This window comes from Citrobacter sp. GW821-FHT02E08 (assembly GCF_059421685.1).
Genome location: NZ_JBWKVL010000002.1, coordinates 434,289 through 452,861, shown reverse-complemented (window position 1 = coordinate 452,861; position 18,573 = coordinate 434,289). Strand labels below are relative to the sequence as shown.

Sequence of the window (18,573 nt, the reverse complement as noted above, 5' to 3'; positions counted from 1 at the left end):
GTGGGCTGGGCGTTCTCATCAGTACCCGACAGCCAGCTAACGCGGGAGGCGCTCACAATGGCCTGGAAGAACCGGGGTCGCCCAAAAGGGGTAACGTTCCACTCTGATCAGGGATCACAGTATGCCAGCGTGTCTTACCGGGAAATGGCGAAACTGTATGGGATCAAACTCAGCATGAGTCGCAAAGGAAACTGCTGGGATAATGCCGTTGCGGAAAGGCTGTTCCGCAGTCTTAAAACCGAGTGGTTGTTGCGTGAAGGCTACCGGAACAGAAGTGAAGCAGTGAAGGATGTGGTTCAGTACCTGAGTGGATATTACAACCGGGTAAGGCCACATAAACACAACGGTGGGTTGACACCCACCGAGATGGAAAGACAAAGAACCTCTGGCTGTGTCCAAATTAAGTAGACCACTTCACGCCCGCCCCGGTCGCCTGGAGGAATAAACGGAGGGAGACCGCAAAGCGGCAATTTTCCTGCCGGGAGCCGGGATTGTTAAGGGTGCGGCGATAGCACCCTTAACCCGTTCACGGGGCATGAAATGCCAGAGAAGCGAAGAACATGAAGTGAACGGAACCCTTCGCGAAACCAGCATGCTACTTCTTCTGGATAAATACCTCAGGCTTTCGGTTTGCCAGCGATTAACTGACCAGCATTAGGGACGTCGGAGGATGATTCATTGTTGGCACGGTATTTGCTTTTTACCAGACAATAATGCCGTGAACGTCAGCGAAGACAGAGAAAAGTGTGATGACTCAACCTCTCCCCCATCTGGTGCGGATCTATCTCGATCCCTTTACGATGCCCATGTTGCAACAGTTGCTTCATTTTTGCCGTCATAGCGAAGAAGAGCACACAACGTCCCTCACTACCTGGGGACGTTCGACCTTGCAGGATGGCGAACAGCTGCACCCGCGCCATCAGCATTTTAAGCAGGGCATCGCCCCTGTCATTGGGGTTTACGAGCGATTGATTGCGCTGTGCGAGCAGCATGGGTGCATCGAGGTTGAGATTCACTCCAATCTTATCTATAGCTCGGATGCGCTGGCACCGCTGCTTAACGCACTGCACTTTCTCAAATATCCGGTGCGGATGCTGCATCTCTATGAAGATGGAACGTTCGACTACTGTGAGTTGCTCAAGTTAAGCGATGAACCGGAGCGGCTGACCCAACGGGAAGCGATACTGTCTCGCCTTGAGAGCTATCTCTATGAATCTCCTCGTAGCGTCGGCTTTAGTGGTCCGGGACAAGACAAGATAATCGTGGGGCAGGGGTGGCACCGGTTCTATCCTACCCGCTACCACATGGTACGACCTGACATTATGACCCGCTTGCCCGCCTTAAAATCGCTGGCCGACGAACTGCTCCCCCATATGGAGCGGACCGACTGGGGGGATTTTGATTTGTTGGCCCCCCATCAGCAGGCGTGGTTGTTCCGTGCCGTTGGGGTTGACAGGGCATCCCTGGAGGAGCAGCTGGCCGGGTGCGAGGATGCGATCATCGTGCTGGGAACGTCGCAAAACGTTCAGGACGCACAAGGCCTGGCCGCGCGCGGGATCATCCGACTCCATCACGATTTACTCAAGCATATCCGCAAGGAGGGTTCTCCTCTTTATATTCGCGGCAAGCCGGCTTTGCTCTTTAAGGGGCATCCGGCAGGTTACATCGTAAATGAGCATATTGTTCGCCAACATCCCCGGCTTATTCCTCTCCCTGCGTCGATGCCGATGGAATTGCTGCTAATGCTCAAGACCCCTTTTCGGGGCATCTGCGGCTTTATGTCCAGCACCCATCTTAGCCTGAGCAAGGAGCAGATCCCCTTCATTCTCGCGCCGCCTGAGAAAAACGTGCCGCGCGACGTGGCGTTGCGCCAGTGGCCCCTGCAACGACTGGCGCTGCTGCTGGGTATCGTGGATGAACGGCAGATTGTGCTCTACAGCGAACTCTATCGACGCGGTGAAATCCCTTATCCGTATTGGGATAAATACACCAGCCAGTCTTTAGCGGGGATGAGGGCAATGAATGATATCAAGCGCGGATCGGGTCTGACATTGCCGCAGAAGAAGTTGGTGCTGGGTTTTTATATCAGCCACCCGGATGAGTTCGTCGCTCTGGAGAAGAGCCTGGACAATCTGATTCGGATGGGGTTCCCGTGCATCCTGGCGATTGATGAGACGAGCCCGGACTTTACCGCGGTGTGCGAGCACATGAACACGGTAACACGCAAAGATCTGCAGGCATTTACCCTCGCAGCAATCAAAGAGGCGGACTTCCGTTTCGACTGTTTCGCCGTACCTGCGGGGCGGGAAGACCTGCATACCTGGGGTTATCACTGGACGGAGTATAGCCCCGTGGGCAGTCAGGGCACTCAGCAGCAGATGATTCTGGGGATCCTTAATGCCCAGAAGAAATATGTGATTCTAATGTGAAGTGAGGAAATCGATGAGAACGCGCCTGATGTTCACGCTGTTATCGCTGCTGTCCGCACAGGCGGTGGCGAACCGGACTGAATTCAACATTAATACCGACACTCTCAGCGAACGTGCCTGTTACTTCGACGGTAAACGCTATTCCGAAGGCGCTGAGTTGCAGAACGGCACAGAGACTATTCGCTGCGGTGTGCTGGACGATGTGACTGAAAACGGCGCATTGGGGTGGTTGCGGGAAGGCGATACAGAGAAAACCAGCATCAGGCAACGTCAGGATGACGCGGGCCGGGTCATTGAGATCCGTAAATAAGCTGCCCGGAACGGGATGTGGGCTGTTGAGTTAAACACATGACAATTTTTGCCAGGAATCACCATGCTTTCGATACTTCCCCTTATTGGGCGAACTGACGCTTTGTTTGTTCAGGACATCGGCGATGTTGGATCCGCGCTGGAAAGGCACGTTTCCAGCTCCCGCTTTCTTGTTTTAGGGGGCGCAGGCTCTATCGGTCAGGCAGTGACCCGGGAGATTTTCAAACGCCAGCCCAAAAAACTGCATGTTGTTGATATTAGTGAAAACAACATCGTCGAACTGGTTCGTGATATCCGCAGTTCACTGGGTTATATCGACGGGGATTTTCAGACCTTTGCCCTGGATATCGGTTCTCTCGAGTATGACGCGTTTATCGAGGCCGATGGCCAGTATGACTATGTTCTCAACTTGTCTGCCCTCAAGCATGTACGCAGTGAAAAAGATCCGTACACCCTGATGAGAATGATCGACGTCAACATCTTCAACACTGACAAGACGCTTCGACAGTCGATTGCGGCAGGCGTTAAAAAATACTTCTGCGTGTCCACCGATAAGGCGGCCAACCCGGTCAATATGATGGGCGCTTCCAAGCGGCTTATGGAGATGTTCCTGATGCGCAGAAGCGAGCAAATCACCATCTCTACCGCGCGTTTTGCCAATGTGGCGTTCTCAGATGGTTCTCTGCTTCACGGTTTTAATCAGAGGCTGCAGAAGCGTCAACCGATCGTGGCCCCGAACGATATAAAACGCTATTTCGTGACCCCGCAGGAGGCCGGTGAACTGTGTTTGATGTCCTGTATTTTTGGTGAAAACAGAGACATTTTCTTCCCTAAATTGCGCGAAGAGCAGCATCTCATCACCTTTGCGGAGATCGCCGCCAAATATCTTCAACAGCGGGGATATGAGCCGTATCTCTGTCGGGATGAAAATGAGGCGCGCGAGCTTGCAAGGACATTGCCGGAGCAGGGGCGTTGGCCTTGCCTGTTCACCACCAGCGATACGACGGGCGAAAAAGAGGTTGAAGAGTTCTTTACGGAAAAAGAAATACTGGATATGGCGCGATTCAATCGTATCGGCGTGATTAAAAATGCCCCCATTTACCCGTCAGAATTGCTGGACGTCTTTGAGCAAAAAATTGCTGCGATGAGAGCAAATCGTCAATGGAGCAAGGAGGAGATCGTTTCTCTTTTCTTCGAGGTGATACCCGATTTCGGTCATCAGGAAACCGGTAAGTACCTAGATGCAAAGATGTAAGGTGGATCAAATGCAATCATCCCGTCTGGTCGCGTTTATTCGCGATATATATAAAACCAATGGGGTTATCCCGTTGCATGCGCCGGTTTTTTCTGAAAAGGAACGCATTAACGTCACGGATACGATTGAGAGTTCGTTTGTGTCCAGCGTGGGTAACTATGTCGGTGAATTTGAACGCCGGATAGAGGCGTTTACCGGCAGTACGCGTGCGGTTGCGACCGTCAACGGAACGGCTGCGCTTCACGCCGCCTTATACATGGCCGGTATTAAGCGAAACGACCTGGTGATCACCCAGGCCCTGACGTTTGTGGCAACCTGCAATGCGCTTTACCACATGGGCGCGCAACCCGTATTTGTCGATGTCTCGAAAACCAGTCTGAGCCTCTGCCCGCGAGCTGTTGAGGCGTATCTACAAGAGCATGCTGTTCTGACCGAGTTGGGGTGCTACCACAAGCGAACGGGGCAGCGTATCAAGGCGGTTGTGCCGATGCACACCTTCGGCCACCCTGCTGAACTGGATGAATTACTGCTGCTATGCCAGCAATGGCACCTGATCCTGATCGAGGATGCGGCTGAAAGCCTGGGATCCTTCTACAAGGGCCAACATACGGGTACGGTGGGCGAGTTTGGCACCCTCAGTTTCAACGGCAACAAGATAATCACCACGGGCGGCGGCGGTATGGTGTTATGTCGGCGTGTAGAGCAGGGCGTTCATACCCGGCATGTCACAACGACGGCGAAGGTGCCCCATCCTTATGAATTTTTCCACGATGAACCGGGGTTTAACTACCGCCTGCCGAACCTCAATGCTGCGCTGGGGTGCGCTCAGATGGAAGCACTCCCGACGTTCCTGAAACAGAAACGGGCATTAGCACAGCACTATGCGGCATTCTTCCAGGGGCAGGATTGTCAGTTTGTACGGGAACCGGGATACGCGAGTTCCAACTACTGGCTCAATGCCATCATCTGCGAGAGCGAGACCCAGCGTGACGCGTTGCTGACAGAAACCAACGCCAGTGGCGTGATGACTCGCCCCGTCTGGAAACTCATGCATCGACTGCCGATGTTTGCCGGTGCGTTTCGCGGCGAACTGAAGGTCTCTGAGTGGCTTGAAAGCCGGGTGATTAACCTGCCCAGTTCGCCTGTTGAGGTCTGACGCAATGAGACGAATTGCTGTCTTTACCGGCACCCGGGCGGAGTATGGGTTGCTCTATTGGTTGATGAAAGAGATCGCTGCGGCTCCCGATCTGGAACTGAAAACGGTGGTTTCCGGCGCGCATTTGTCACCCGAATTTGGACTGACCTACCGGCAGATCGAACAAGATGGTTTTCAGATAGATGAGCGCGTTGAGATGCTGCTCTCTTCTGACACTGCGGTGGGCGTCATCAAAAGCATGGGGCTTGCGCTAATCGGCATGGCCGATGTCCTAGCACGACTTACGCCGGATGTGCTGGTGATCCTCGGGGATCGTTACGAGGCGCTGGCGATGGCACAGGCGGCGATGATCATGCGAATTCCCGTGGCGCACCTGCATGGCGGTGAAATTACCGAAGGCGCTTACGATGATGCCATTCGTCATGCGATCACCAAGCTAAGTTATCTCCATTTCACCGCCAATGACGCCTATCGTCAGCGTGTGATCCAGCTTGGAGAAGCGCCTGAGCGCGTGTTCAATCTGGGGGCCGTGGGGCTTGAACACATCAACAGAACACCGTTGATGACCAGAGATGCGTTGAGCGCATCCCTCGGATTCACGCTCGACAAATCCTATTTCGTGGTGACTTACCATCCCGTCACACTTTTTTCAGAGCCTGCGGTAGAGAGCTTTCAGGCATTGCTGAACGCGCTGGATGATTACCCCGATTACCAGGTCATAGTGACGTATCCCAACGCGGATGATGGCGGGCGACAACTCATTCCGTTGCTTAAGCACTATGCGGCGTTACAGCCCGAACGGGTGCTGGCTATCCCTTCTCTGGGCCACCAGCGATACCTCAGTGCGGTCAAACATTGCGCTGTCGTTATTGGCAACTCTTCCAGCGGCATCATCGAAGTTCCTTCGCTCGGGGTGCCAACGGTGAATATCGGGCAACGGCAGAAGGGGAGAATGGCGGCCGCCAGCGTGGTGAATTGTCAGCCCGATAGCGTCTCTATTTCGTCTGCTATCAACGATGCGTTGTGTCCTCTTCCCGCCAGTGCCTTTGCTAATCCTTATGGCATGGGGGATGTGAGCGCCCGCATTGTGGCGGTACTGCGTCGTTATCCGCTGACATCAGCCAAAGCTTTTCATGATATCGCCAGGAGTTTACCCCAATGATCCGCATTATCGCCGAGGCCGGCGTCAATCATAATGGGGACGAGTCCCTGGCCCATGCGCTTGTCGATGCTGCCCATCAGGCCGGTGCAGACATCGTGAAATTTCAAACGTTCAGGGCAGATAAACTGGTTACCGGCAATGCCCGGCAAGCCGATTATCAGACGACCAATACGGGGAAATCGGAAAGCCAGCTCGCCATGCTCTCCCGATTAGAGCTCTCTTTTGATGCGCATCTTAGCCTCATCCGCCATTGCGAAGCGCTGGGGATCGGATTTCTTTCCACGGCCTTTGATGACGACAGCCTTGATTTCCTGGTCCGCGATATCAAGCTGCAAACCCTGAAAATTCCCTCTGGTGAGCTGACCAATGCGCCCTTTGTCCTCAGGCATGCCCGCAGCGGCTGCAACCTGATTGTGTCCACCGGGATGGCGACCCTTGCCGAGGTGGAATCAGCCCTGGCGGTAATCGCCTTTGGCATGATCCGGGAACACGATGCAACGCCGGGTATGGAATCCTTTATGGCGGCCTATGCCTCACCGCAGGGGCAGGCGGCGCTGCGCGAAAAAGTGACGCTGCTGCACTGCACCACCGAATACCCGGCGCCGATGTCTGATATCAATCTTAACGCGATGGACACTCTGGCCCAGGCCTTCGGCCTGCCGGTGGGTTACTCCGACCATAGCGAGGGCATTACGGTGCCTGTTGCTGCCGCCGCCCGTGGTGCCTGTCTTATCGAAAAACACTTTACCCTCGATAAAACGATGGCCGGGCCCGATCACAAGGCGTCACTGGAACCGTCTGAGCTGGCCGACATGGTCAATGCGATCCGCAATGTGGAGGTGGCGCTCGGCAATGGCATCAAGGGACCGCGCCCGTGTGAGCTGAAAAACAAAGCCATTGCCAGAAAGAGCCTGGTGGCGGCCTGCGACATCGCACCGGGTACCGTGCTCAATGAGCAGAACGTGGCGATCATGCGACCCGGCGAGGGCATGAGCCCCTATTCCTGGTGGGATGTTATCGGCAAGCGAGCAAGCCATGCCTACCTGGCGGGAGATCTGATCCGTGAATAAGCCGCTGATTATGATCGGCGCAGGGGGCCATGCTTCAGTACTGGCCGATATCCTCACCCGACAGGGGCAGACGATCCTTGCGTTGGTTGCGCCAGACTCATCAGGAAAAGGGGCGTTGGCTGGATTACCGCTGTGGCAGGACGAGACGCTCTGTATGACGGTCCCCCCCGAAGAATGCCTGTTGGTCAACGGGATAGGCTCATTACCGGGATGCGGACTGCGCGCCCGAATCTTCTCGCGCTATAGCGAAAAGGGATATCGCTTTGCCTGCGTACTTGCACAGGAAGCGGTTATCTCCCCCCATGCAAGCCTCGGACAGGGGGTACAGGTGATGCCGGGTGCCATTGTACAAAGCGGTGCGCAGATCGGTGACAACAGCATCATCAATACCGGTGCCATTGTCGAGCATGACAGCGTGGTGGGCCGCCACGCTCACCTTGCCCCACGCGCCGTTTTATGTGGTGGCGTGACTCTGGGGGAGCGCGTGCATGTCGGTAGCGGAGCCATCGTTGTCCAGGGGCTGCAACTGGGGAACGAGGCTGTTGTCGGCGCCGGGGCGACTTTGACCCGTAATTTGCCTGAAAATCACATTGTCTATCCTGCCCGTCCTTACCTGACCGAGCGGAATAATAAACAGGGATAATATTGCAATGAGCAAAGATTGGAAAAAGATCTTGTTATCACCCCAGGATTCTCTGCGTGATGCCTTGTCTATCGTCAATGAAGAAGCCCTGCGCGTGGCCATGGTTGTTGATGATCAGGAGAGACTGTTGGGGGTCGTCACGGATGGCGATATCAGACGCGCAATTCTGGCTGACGTGAGCCTGAGCACTGCCGTTGCAGAGGTCATGAACTGCACCCCGGTGACTTCTCCCATGAATTGCAGCCGAAATGAAGTTCTAACAGAAATGAAGACGCGCAGTATTCTTTCTATTCCGGTGGTGGCTGAGGATGGTCGCCTGGTCGGGCTGGAAACCTGGGAGACGGCTTCGGCTCATCGGCGATATGAAAATCCTGTCTTTATCATGGCGGGTGGGTTCGGTACGCGCCTGAAACCGCTGACAGATCATTGTCCAAAGCCGATGCTGAAAATTGGCGGAAAGCCGATGCTGGAAATCCTGGTTGAGCGTTTTGCAAAAACCGGATTCAAAAATATATATATTTCAACCCACTATTTGCCAGACATTATCAGGGATTATTTTGGTGACGGGCGTCACTGGGGGGTTAATATTGAATATGTGCACGAAGAAACGCCTCTTGGTACCGGCGGAGCTTTGGGGTTGCTACCCGACAACATCCCTGACTTACCCCTGATTATGATCAATGGCGATGTGCTGACCTCGCTCGATTTTGAACGTTTCATGCTATTTCATGATACGCACTCACCGGCAGCCACCATGTGTATTCGCCAGTATGAATACCAGGTACCTTATGGCGTTATCAGTTGTGATGGCGAAAAAGTTATCGAAATGACAGAAAAACCGATCCACCGTTATTTCGTTAATGCAGGTATTTATATGCTGAGCCAGACGGTTCTTAAAAGCGTGCCCAAAGGGATATCCATTGATATGCCCGCGCTGCTGGATTCGAATATCAATAATGGCTCCAGTGTATTGATGTTCCCCATTCACGAATATTGGTTAGATATTGGCCGTCTGGATGATTTCCATCGTGCTCAGGCCGATATTCATCAGTTGGTGTGGTAAATGAAAATAGCCATCATCCCAGCACGTGGGGGGAGCAAACGTCTACCTGGAAAGAATATAAAGGTTTTATCCGGTAAGCCCATGATCGCCTGGTCTATTGAGGCGGCGCTAAACAGTACATTATTTGATCGGGTGCTGGTGAGTACCGATTGCCAGGAAATCTCGGATATCGCAGAGCACTATGGTGCCATTGTGCCTTGTTTAAGACCTGCTATACTGGCAAGCGATACGGCAACGACGAATGATGTTATTTCTCATATGGTTGCGATTGTTGAGGCGCAGTGGGGAAACGTGAATACGATCACCTTACTGCAACCGACATCACCGCTACGAACAGCGTCAAATATTGTTGAGGCTCACGCGTTGTATGAGAAAATGGAGGCGTTGAGCGTTATTTCTGTCTGCGAAATGGAGCATCCTGTCCAGTTATGTAATAAACTACCAGCAGATCATTCTATGTCTGGTTTTGTTCAGGAAAAATATAATGTGAGAAGTCAGGAGTTAGAGTCCTATTACCGGATTAATGGGGCTATCTATATTTTTGACAGAACATTTGTGGGTTCTTTAACCGGTATCTATGGCGATAAATCATACGCCTACATTATGAAGCAAGATGACTCTATCGATATTGATAGCATGCTGGATTTCGACATTGCAGAAATCATTATGACCCGACGATGACCTCACGTTTGCCATTAAATAGAGATGTAAAACTACCGACATGATTGAAAATAACGCATACCGTTGAAAAAAGACATATGTCCCATTTCAAGGGTAAATCCTTATAATAAATAGGTGTACTTATTGGCCGAAAAGTAAAAATAGAGGGTTGGCAATAAAACATAATAGGGAGGGGCATAACTTTTTTTAAGGAGTGTTCGTTTTTTTATGTGAGTTGCATCCCATATTTTTGATACAACGTTTCGATTATTTGATTAAAATTCCATTGACTCCCCCTAAGTTAAATTCTTTAATTGGCAACTTTAGTGTTGCAAGTGTGTGTGCCTTATGAAAATACTCCTGGTCGAAGACGACAAGTTGCTTAATCATCATTTAACCAGTTTATTGACTGAGTCCGACAATCAGGTATACAGCACAGATCGTGCCCGGGTAGCACTGCACTATGCGGCTGATTACCCTATTGATGTGGCCATTATCGATCTCGGTTTACCTGATCTGAGTGGTGTGCAACTCATCAGTGAGTTGAGAGCGCGGCGAATACCCTTTCCCATCATTGTGTTGACCGCCCGTGGCAGTTGGCAGGATAAGGTGGAAGGGCTGGAGGCCGGGGCTGATGACTATATGGTCAAACCGTTTCAGAAAGATGAGTTGCTGGCGCGGCTCAACGCCTTAGTGCGCCGAAGCGCTGGTTTCATCTCTCCCAGGGTGAAGGTGGGAAATTATGAACTGGACCTCTCCCGTAAAGTGTTGACCATTGGTAGCGAAGCGGTCGTACTGACCAGCTTTGAATATCAGATCCTGGAGTATTTGATGCGCAATGCTCTCCAGGTCGTCTCTAAGCAACAGCTACTCGACCAGCTTTATGGCGATGGCGAGGGGGATCCGAATGTCGTGGAGGTAATGGTCAGCCGTCTGCGCAAAAAGCTGGATCCAGAAGGAACTATTCTGCCCATTTCCACTATTCGTCGTCAGGGTTACATCTTTACTATCCCCTGCAACTGAATACGACTATTCAGCTTTTTATCTGCTGTCGAGAACCCATGCAACTGATCCTTCGCTCCCTCCATTTCAAGCTGATCATGAGCGCCATGTTGATCATTGCGTTCATGATGTCCTTCTCGGTCTATGTGCTCTACATGGGGCACGCCGAAGAGCAGTCCCAGAAGGTCAGTACCCGCATGCAGGAGAATCTGTCCAGACTCCTCTCTGCCGGGCATCCGGCCTCGCATGGGTTCAAGAATTTTGACAACACCCGGCAGGATATCAGCGATCCCGAGCTGGACACATTGATCTGTCGCGCCGATGGCCAACTGAGCTGGTCGAGCCTGTTTATCCCGGAGGTGATCAAGTCCAAAGAAACCCTTTGCCAGGATCTGATGAACTACCTTGGGGGATTATCTCAGGATTATTTTTTCAAGCATTACACCATCAAAAGCGGTGAGAGTTACTTTATCTACAGCCTGCGCTTCCAGCGCAACCATGGTGATGGCCCCACTACCTACTATGTGGTGATGTTCAACTCCGACGCCGACTTTCGTGCCCACACGCGTGCCTATCTTTACTGGTGCATTCGCCAGGCGCTGTTGGCTTATTCGTTACTCGGTGTTCTGTTGATGCTCGCCTGTTTCTGGAGCCTTTCTTCACTGCGCACCATGGCACATCAAATAGATGAAATCCGGGAAGGTAAACGGGAAGCGCTCTCCCATAATTACGAGCGGGAATTACTGCCGTTAACCGAATCGGTTAACCAGCTACTGGAAAATGAGCGGCAACAGACTCAGCGCTACCAGCATGCTTTGAACGATCTGGCGCACAGCCTGAAGACCCGTCTGTCTTTGATCCAGATTACGACGCAGGAGTTCAGGTCCGGTCGGGAGAGCCATGACAATCTCGAAGATCAGATAGTTATTATGGATCAGATTATCCAGTATCAGCTTCGTCGTGCGGTCTCCGGGCGTAAGCGCCTCGCCAGCAGAGGCACGGAACCGGTGCCCCTCATCGAGAAACTGCTGGCGAACCTCTCCAGGGTCTACCGGCATAAGAAGTTGCAGACTCGCTTTTTATTTGATGATGATGTTTTTTTTGCCGGCGAACAGGGCGATTTGATGGAGCTGATGGGCAATCTCCTCGACAATGCGTTCAAGTTTGCGATCAGTGAAATCAAGGTGACCGTTAGCCATCACTACAATCGGCTGAAGATTGAGGTCGAGGACGACGGTCCCGGTGTCGCGCCGGACAAGTTACAACAGATCTTCTTGCGCGGGGTGCGGGCCGACAGCTCATCCGGTCAGGGGATAGGCCTCGCCGTGGCGACTGAAATCGTACACAGTTATGGCGGGCAAATCAGGGTTGAGAAGTCCCCTCTGGGCGGGGCTCATTTTATTTTGATATTCTCTGACTAGGCAGTCTCCTGTAATGACGTTACGGCGGTCAACGAAATCTGGCCGTCGTTTTCACAGACCCTCTCCGGCGCAAATCCGATCAGTTAATGCACTGCTGATCCCATTATTAAACGTCATCCTGATGACCACTTCCCCTGCGGGTTGCTTTTTTATGCTACACCTCAACCACCGTTCTTTTAATTAACGCATCCATTTTTAAATCTTTTCATTTTTCTAATGGAACTGTGCAAACAGTATACCAGAAAGAATAACCGTCAATGTTCTGAGAATGGCGGCGTTCATCGTTATGACTGAATAAATTATTTATTATTCTAAATTAATTATCTGAATAAGTAATTTTACGTCCTGGGGTATTTTTGTACGCATTATTTAAATAATCCTATTTGTTTAATTTTAGAGATGTGAAAATCATTTCACAAGTCACAGATCTTGTTTGTGAAATGATGTTTTATATTGCAGGGTTCGATGTTCTTGTTTTCTTGGGTTGCTGTTCTTTTAATTTTAGATAATTGTTTTAATGATATTTCAATGTAACCAAAAGATTACTGCGATTGTTAATTTTTATTGCAATTTAATGACATCTCCCCGTTTGTTTGACGTTTTCATGAACAGGTCATGGGGGCGTTCTACTCAGGTGCTGTCTGCTCTTAGGTAACGGCCAGTACTGTTTGATTTGTAGTCTATTTTTTACTCTGAAATTGTTTCGGAGTGCGTTTTTAGTTTAATAAAATAGGAATAAATAATGACGCGTGCTTTTAAACTGAGTTGCATTGCATTAGTTTTATCTTCCGCAAGTGCTCAGGCATTAACACTTGATTATCGCCACGAGTATAAACAAGACAGTAAGACACAAGCTAACCGTTTAAAACTTTCACACACGGCGCCAAATGGTGTTTTCGCCAGCGTTGAAGGTAAAATGGAAGAAAGCACAAAGGTTCAGAGTGATGGTTTCAAAGAAGGTAACGGTTCTTTCTCTGGTAGCGGCAGTGAATGGGAATTAGGCAAGAACTACGTCATCAACGATAAACTGACGTTAGCGCCAGCGTTAAACCTCGATAACGGTGATAAATTTGTTGGCTATCGTGCACAGGTTAAAGCCATTTATAAACTCAACGAGAACTGGGTGACAACCCTTCGCTGGCGTGGTGGTATCCAGAATGATGAAGATCCAAACGTTGCTAACAAAAACTATAACCAGTTTAACTGGGAGTTAGGATATGCAAACTCTCATTTCTCAGTTATGGGTGATGTAGAGCGTCGCTTTACTAACTACGATGATTATGAAGGTGACAACGGTTACTGGTTGTTCAACTTGACGGCGGCAATGCCGATTAATAAGCAATGGACGCCTTATACTGAAGTCGGTTATGTACCGCGTTATAACACCGTGGACGAAGAAGATGAAATGGAATTCCGTTATCGTTTAGGGGTTAAATACAACTTCTAATCGTTGAAATTCTACGATTCGCAGAGTGTTCCTGCGACAGTATAATCCGCTCCCCGGATGACTGATTGATATCAGTCTCCGGGGATTTGCTTAGAAATTATTGTATTTATGAGGCATTGCTCACGTTTTACTGGCGAGTGACGTCTTTTTTTACCGATAAACCCAGACGCGCTGGTTTGTTTGACACCTGTTACTACGAGAAATCTAAAAACTCTATAAAATCAATATAATATAAATTATCCCTGCTGTTATTCCCGCATTGATGCCTGCCCTTTTTTTGACCTTCCAGACAATAACTCGTTGATCTGTATCAGGGGGAATCGCCCACTCTCCTGGAGAGTACAGAGAACCAACGTCATCTTGTTTACATCAATACAGCCAATGTGGTTATTCCATGTCGACACACCTTAAATGCAAAAACATCTTTATCAACTCTATGTTTATTAAAGAAAATATACAAAGTTTTTGAGTGATTTTCTATGTCAATCATTATTCACGGTTTGCCGATATAAAATCTGTGTAAGTAGATGTTTGTCGACTTTTCATCTTAAATTATGCTATTTGGTACTAGACAAAACTAGCCACTGGTTATCAAATGGTTAAATAATATTTCGCCGAATGTAAAGCAACGACCAGCGTCATAAAGGACGGCGTGCATTCTGGTGTTTATAAACACGACAACACCTCTCCAGGAGAATTTATGTCTTCCACTGTTAATCAAAACGAAAGCCGAACGTTCTTCGGCCATCCCTATCCGTTGGGATCGCTATTCTTCACAGAAATGTGGGAGCGATTCTCGTTTTACGGCATCCGCCCCTTACTGATCCTGTTTATGGCTGCGACCGTCTACGACGGCGGCATGGGACTGGCCCGTGAAAATGCGTCTGCCATTGTGGGTATTTTTGCCGGTACCATGTATCTTGCCGCGCTTCCCGGCGGTTGGCTGGCGGATAACTGGCTCGGTCAGCAGAAGGCCGTCTGGTACGGCTCTATTCTGATTGCGCTCGGTCACCTCTCTATCGCACTGTCCGCCTGGATGGGAGATAACCTGTTCTTTATCGGCCTGATGTTTATCGTCCTCGGTTCCGGCTTGTTCAAAACCTGTATCTCGGTGATGGTGGGGACGCTGTATAAGAAAGGTGATGCGCGTCGTGACGGCGGTTTCTCGTTGTTTTATATGGGGATCAATATCGGGTCCTTTATCGCGCCGCTGATTTCCGGCTGGCTGATTAAATCCCACGGCTGGCACTGGGGCTTTGGTATCGGCGGTATCGGAATGCTGGTGGCGTTGATTATCTTCCGCGTGTTTGCCGTTCCAGCGATGAAACGCTATGACAGTGAAGTAGGTCTGGATTCAACCTGGAACAGTCCTGTCGCGAAGAAGAAGGGCGTGGGTGGCTGGCTTTTGGCGCTGGCTGTCGGTATGGCTATCGTCGTAACGCTGATTGCTCAGGGTATGATTGTGATTAACCCGGTCGCGGTGGCCAGCATGCTGGTTTACGTGATTGCGGCTTCTGTCGCGCTCTACTTCATTTATCTGTTTGTGTTTGCCGGTCTTAGCCGCAAAGAGCGCGCCAGGCTGCTGGTCTGCTTTATTCTGCTGGTTTCTGCCGCCTTCTTCTGGTCTGCCTTTGAGCAGAAACCGACATCGTTCAACCTGTTTGCTAACGACTATACCAACCGCATGATCGGCGATTTCGAAATTCCGGCCGTATGGTTCCAGTCGATCAACGCATTGTTCATTATTCTGCTGGCACCGGTATTTAGCTGGGCATGGCCGAAGCTGGCGCAGAACAATGTGCGTCCGAGCAGTATTACCAAGTTCGTGATCGGTATTTTGTGTGCCGCCGCAGGTTTCGGTTTGATGATGCTGGCTGCGCAAAACGTCCTGAGTAACGGCGGGGCGGGCGTATCGCCGCTGTGGCTGGTCGGGAGTATCCTGATGCTGACGCTTGGTGAACTGTGTCTGAGCCCGATTGGGCTTGCCACCATGACGCTGCTGGCGCCAGACAGAATGCGCGGTCAGATGATGGGGCTGTGGTTCTGTGCCAGTGCGCTGGGTAATCTGGCGGCAGGTTTGATTGGCGGTCATGTGAAAGCTGACCAACTGGATATGTTGCCGGATCTCTTCGCGCGTTGCTCCATTGCGCTGTTGATCTGTGCCGCCGTGCTGATCGTACTGATTGTTCCGGTGCGTCGTATGCTGGCAAATGCTCAGGTGAAAACTGAGCCAAAACCGGTGACCAATGCCTGATAAACCGTGGTGTTGAACCGTAAAAAAAACCGGCACGCAATGTGCCGGTTTTGCCGTCTGTAGGGAGCCTTTAATCAGAATGGCTTCCGGCAGAGATGAACTGCCGGCTTACCCTCACTTCCCGAAAAGTTGCGCGGTATATTTCGTTGAAATGGCGCCGCTACGTTTTCCGTCTGTGCCGTAGTACCGGTCTTCGCGGCATAACCGTTCTTTGACATCGCAGAAAGTACCGTTGGCAAAGGTAAACTCGGTCGTATCAAATTCCCCCTGTGAAAACAGTCTCTTTGCGGCTTTTTCACCGAGGTACTTTTCGGTCTTATCGCGGGAAACGCCCTTCGCGCTGTCAGCGCAAATATACTGGTCGCAGAGCACGCCCGCTTCTGGAGAATGGAGCGCAGCGGGTTGCTTCGCACAAGCAGATGTCGCCACGGCAGCCAGCAGCAATGGCAGTGAATATGAAAGAATGTTTTTATTCAATGGAGTATCTCACTAAGTCGTTGGGAGCGTTCAGTCTAATCGGAACAATACCGCGCTGCCAACCGCTTATCCTCAGGCATCCGGGAGGAGGGGGGAGTCATTCCCTTAACTCATGGGGTCAATACGACAGAGCCATCGTTAAATAACACCCCCGTGATCTGTTCGCGGGGGTGTTGATGAGGTTAAGGCGTAACGATGTTGAACCAGAATTCAAATTTATCCATGTAGCCGAGCATCTGGTCGAGTTTGGCGCCATCACCGGTCACCTTCACGTCGCCACTATCCTGCGCCTGTTTCAGCGTGACTTCTTTCAGGATAATTTTGTTCAACGTGTCGCGATTCAGTGAAATGGTCGCGTCAGCCTCTTTCGCTTCGGCATTGGCGGTGTGGTTCAGCACGCCGTTCTCCAGTTCCAGCTTGTACTTGCCGCCGTCGCTACCGAGATCGATGTTGAACACTGATTTCGCATCACCGGCTTTTTGACCGTTGATATGCACCGCCAGATAATCAAAGAACATTTCCGGGGTCATCGCACGTACGGTATCCGGGCTGGCGGTGTTCGGGGTCGGACCTTTCACCACGCCATTACGCAGTTCCTGCGCGCCGGTCAGGTAGAAGTTACGCCACGGGCCGGACTCGGCCTGATAGCCCAGTTGCTCCAGCGCATCCGCTTCCAGGTTACGCGCATCCTGGTTACCCGGATCAGCGAATACCACTTTACTGACCACCTGGGCAACCCAACGGTAGTTACCCTGGTCAAAGTCGGTTTTCGCTTTTTGCAGGATGGCGTCCGCACCGCCCATATATTCGACGAATTTCTTCGCTGCTTCTTCTGGCGGCAGTTCGTCCAGGGTCGCCGGATTGCCGTCAAACCAGCCGAGATAGAGCACGTAGGTGGCTTTCACATCGTGGCTGACCGAACCGTAGTAACCACGGTTCGCCCACGTATGCGCCAGTGAATCAGGCAGTTTAAAGTTGGCGGCAATCTCATCGCGGGTCAGGCCTTCGTTGGCCATACGCAAGGTCTGGTCGTTGATATAACGATAGAGATCACGCTGGCTCTTCAGCAGTTTGACGACATTCTCGTTACCCCACGTTGGCCAGTGGTGTTGCGCCATGATGATTTCGGCCTTATCACCCCAGCGCACGATTGCCGCGTTGATGTATTTCGACCACGGCAGTGGTTCACGAATTTTCGCGCCGCGCAGCGAGTAAGTGTTGTGCAGGGTGTGGGTCACATCTTCTGCGGATTCAATGAGTTTTTTCTCTTCGATAAACCACAGCATTTCTGAAGGCGCTTCGGAGCCCGGAGCCAGCATAAAGTCATAGGTCAGGCCATCAATGACTTCCTTCTGACCGTCTTTCTCAATGAAATTGGTCGGCGCAATCAGGGTGACGGTACCGGCAGACGTCGTCGTCCCCAGACCCGCACCCACCTGGCCTTTGGCATCCGGCTTCAGCAGGTTGCCGTACATATAGCTGGCACGGCGACTCATTACATTACCGGCCATAATGTTTTCCGCGACGGCGGCTTCCATAAAGCCAGCAGGCGCATACACTTTCACTTTACCGGATTTCACATCGGCTTCATCCACCACACCGCGCACGCCGCCATAGTGGTCAACGTGGCTGTGAGTGTAGATAACAGCGACTACCGGTTTGTTTCCGCGGTTTTTAAAGTAGAGATCCATACCGACTTTTGCGGTTTCCGCAGAAACCAGCGGGTCGACGACGGTAATCCCCTCTTTCCCTTCGATAATGGTCATATTCGACAGGTCAAGGTTGCGGATTTGGTATACACCGTCAGTGACTTCAAACAGGCCGCTGATGTTAATCAACTGAGACTGACGCCAGAGGCTTGGGTTTACCGTATCAGGCGCTTTTTCCCCTTCTTTAATAAAGGCATACTGCTGTGGGTTCCAGACTACGTTCCCCTGTTCGCCATGAATAATGTCGGAAGGAAGGGCGGCAATAAAACCTTTGTGGGCGTCGGTAAAGTCAGTGTTGTCGGAGAACGGAAGCTGGTTGTAGAGTTGTTCGTTGGCTTGCTTAGTGGCGGATGTGGCATCCTTAGAGGCGGTATCGGCATAGGCTGGAACAATGAATGTTGTTAACAAGCCTGCCAGTGCAATCCCTCTGGCGATGGGTTTTAGTCTCATTATGATTCTCACATTTTTTAGGTTTAGTGATGAATATCAGTTCGATCCCTAAAGTTACATTCTGTA

The 18,573-nt window shown here is 51.1% G+C and carries 16 protein-coding genes; 14 read left to right on the top strand and 2 right to left on the bottom strand.

From position 1 onward, the window contains the following. From AC07UY_RS04370 to AC07UY_RS04305, 14 genes are all read left to right on the top strand, one after another. On the top strand, positions 1 to 408 hold a 408-nt coding region (locus AC07UY_RS04370), incomplete at its 5' end, for a DDE-type integrase/transposase/recombinase (RefSeq protein ID WP_494724429.1). A 341-nt stretch (positions 409 to 749) separates the two neighbouring features. After that, positions 750 to 2,429, top strand: coding sequence for a hypothetical protein (locus AC07UY_RS04365; RefSeq protein WP_494661653.1), 1,680 nt, complete (start codon positions 750 to 752; stop codon positions 2,427 to 2,429). Between the two features lie 13 nt (positions 2,430 to 2,442). Next, the gene (locus AC07UY_RS04360) at positions 2,443 to 2,739 is read left to right on the top strand and encodes a DUF1496 domain-containing protein (protein ID WP_494700689.1); all 297 of its coding nucleotides are present in this window, start codon (positions 2,443 to 2,445) and stop codon (positions 2,737 to 2,739) included. 63 nt (positions 2,740 to 2,802) lie between these two features. Beyond that, the gene (locus AC07UY_RS04355; RefSeq protein WP_494700690.1) at positions 2,803 to 3,993 is read left to right on the top strand and encodes a UDP-N-acetylglucosamine 4,6-dehydratase; all 1,191 of its coding nucleotides are present in this window, start codon (positions 2,803 to 2,805) and stop codon (positions 3,991 to 3,993) included. 10 nt (positions 3,994 to 4,003) lie between these two features. After that, complete coding sequence (locus AC07UY_RS04350) at positions 4,004 to 5,149, top strand: LegC family aminotransferase (RefSeq protein WP_494661650.1); 1,146 nt, start codon at positions 4,004 to 4,006, stop codon at positions 5,147 to 5,149. Positions 5,150 to 5,153: 4 nt separating this feature from the next. Then, positions 5,154 to 6,311: a UDP-N-acetylglucosamine 2-epimerase gene (neuC, locus tag AC07UY_RS04345; protein WP_494700691.1), complete on the top strand. Its 1,158-nt coding sequence runs from the start codon at positions 5,154 to 5,156 to the stop codon at positions 6,309 to 6,311. Further along, complete coding sequence (gene neuB / locus AC07UY_RS04340) at positions 6,308 to 7,381, top strand: N-acetylneuraminate synthase (RefSeq protein ID WP_494661648.1); 1,074 nt, start codon at positions 6,308 to 6,310, stop codon at positions 7,379 to 7,381. The genes neuC and neuB overlap by 4 nt, the downstream gene beginning before the upstream one ends. After that, positions 7,374 to 8,024, top strand: coding sequence for an acetyltransferase (locus tag AC07UY_RS04335; protein WP_494661647.1), 651 nt, complete (start codon positions 7,374 to 7,376; stop codon positions 8,022 to 8,024). The genes neuB and AC07UY_RS04335 overlap by 8 nt, the downstream gene beginning before the upstream one ends. 7 nt (positions 8,025 to 8,031) lie before the next feature. Further along, positions 8,032 to 9,087, top strand: coding sequence for a nucleotidyltransferase family protein (locus tag AC07UY_RS04330; RefSeq protein WP_494661646.1), 1,056 nt, complete (start codon positions 8,032 to 8,034; stop codon positions 9,085 to 9,087). Next, the gene (locus tag AC07UY_RS04325; RefSeq protein WP_494661645.1) at positions 9,088 to 9,768 is read left to right on the top strand and encodes an acylneuraminate cytidylyltransferase family protein; all 681 of its coding nucleotides are present in this window, start codon (positions 9,088 to 9,090) and stop codon (positions 9,766 to 9,768) included. It abuts the gene before it with no gap. A gap of 327 nt (positions 9,769 to 10,095) precedes the next feature. After that, positions 10,096 to 10,770, top strand: coding sequence for a response regulator (locus AC07UY_RS04320; protein ID WP_203358750.1), 675 nt, complete (start codon positions 10,096 to 10,098; stop codon positions 10,768 to 10,770). Between the two features lie 38 nt (positions 10,771 to 10,808). Continuing rightward, complete coding sequence (locus AC07UY_RS04315; protein WP_494661644.1) at positions 10,809 to 12,170, top strand: ATP-binding protein; 1,362 nt, start codon at positions 10,809 to 10,811, stop codon at positions 12,168 to 12,170. A gap of 742 nt (positions 12,171 to 12,912) precedes the next feature. Then, positions 12,913 to 13,617 (top strand): oligogalacturonate-specific porin KdgM family protein, encoded by a 705-nt coding sequence (locus tag AC07UY_RS04310; protein WP_494661643.1) that lies wholly within the window; start codon positions 12,913 to 12,915, stop codon positions 13,615 to 13,617. 700 nt (positions 13,618 to 14,317) lie between these two features. Further along, on the top strand, positions 14,318 to 15,871 hold the full coding sequence (locus AC07UY_RS04305) for a peptide MFS transporter (protein ID WP_494700692.1): 1,554 nt from the start codon (positions 14,318 to 14,320) through the stop codon (positions 15,869 to 15,871). Positions 15,872 to 15,985: 114 nt separating this feature from the next. Here AC07UY_RS04305 and AC07UY_RS04300 read toward each other — a convergent pair whose 3' ends face one another. Both AC07UY_RS04300 and AC07UY_RS04295 read right to left on the bottom strand, forming a co-directional pair. Beyond that, positions 15,986 to 16,348 carry a YcgJ family protein gene (locus AC07UY_RS04300; RefSeq protein WP_494700693.1) on the bottom strand — a complete coding sequence of 121 codons (363 nt, stop codon included), beginning with the start codon at positions 16,346 to 16,348 and terminating at the stop codon, positions 15,986 to 15,988. Between the two features lie 182 nt (positions 16,349 to 16,530). After that, positions 16,531 to 18,507, bottom strand: a complete 1,977-nt coding sequence (locus AC07UY_RS04295) for an alkyl/aryl-sulfatase (RefSeq protein WP_494661640.1) — start codon at positions 18,505 to 18,507, stop codon at positions 16,531 to 16,533. Positions 18,508 to 18,573 lie beyond the last annotated feature (66 nt).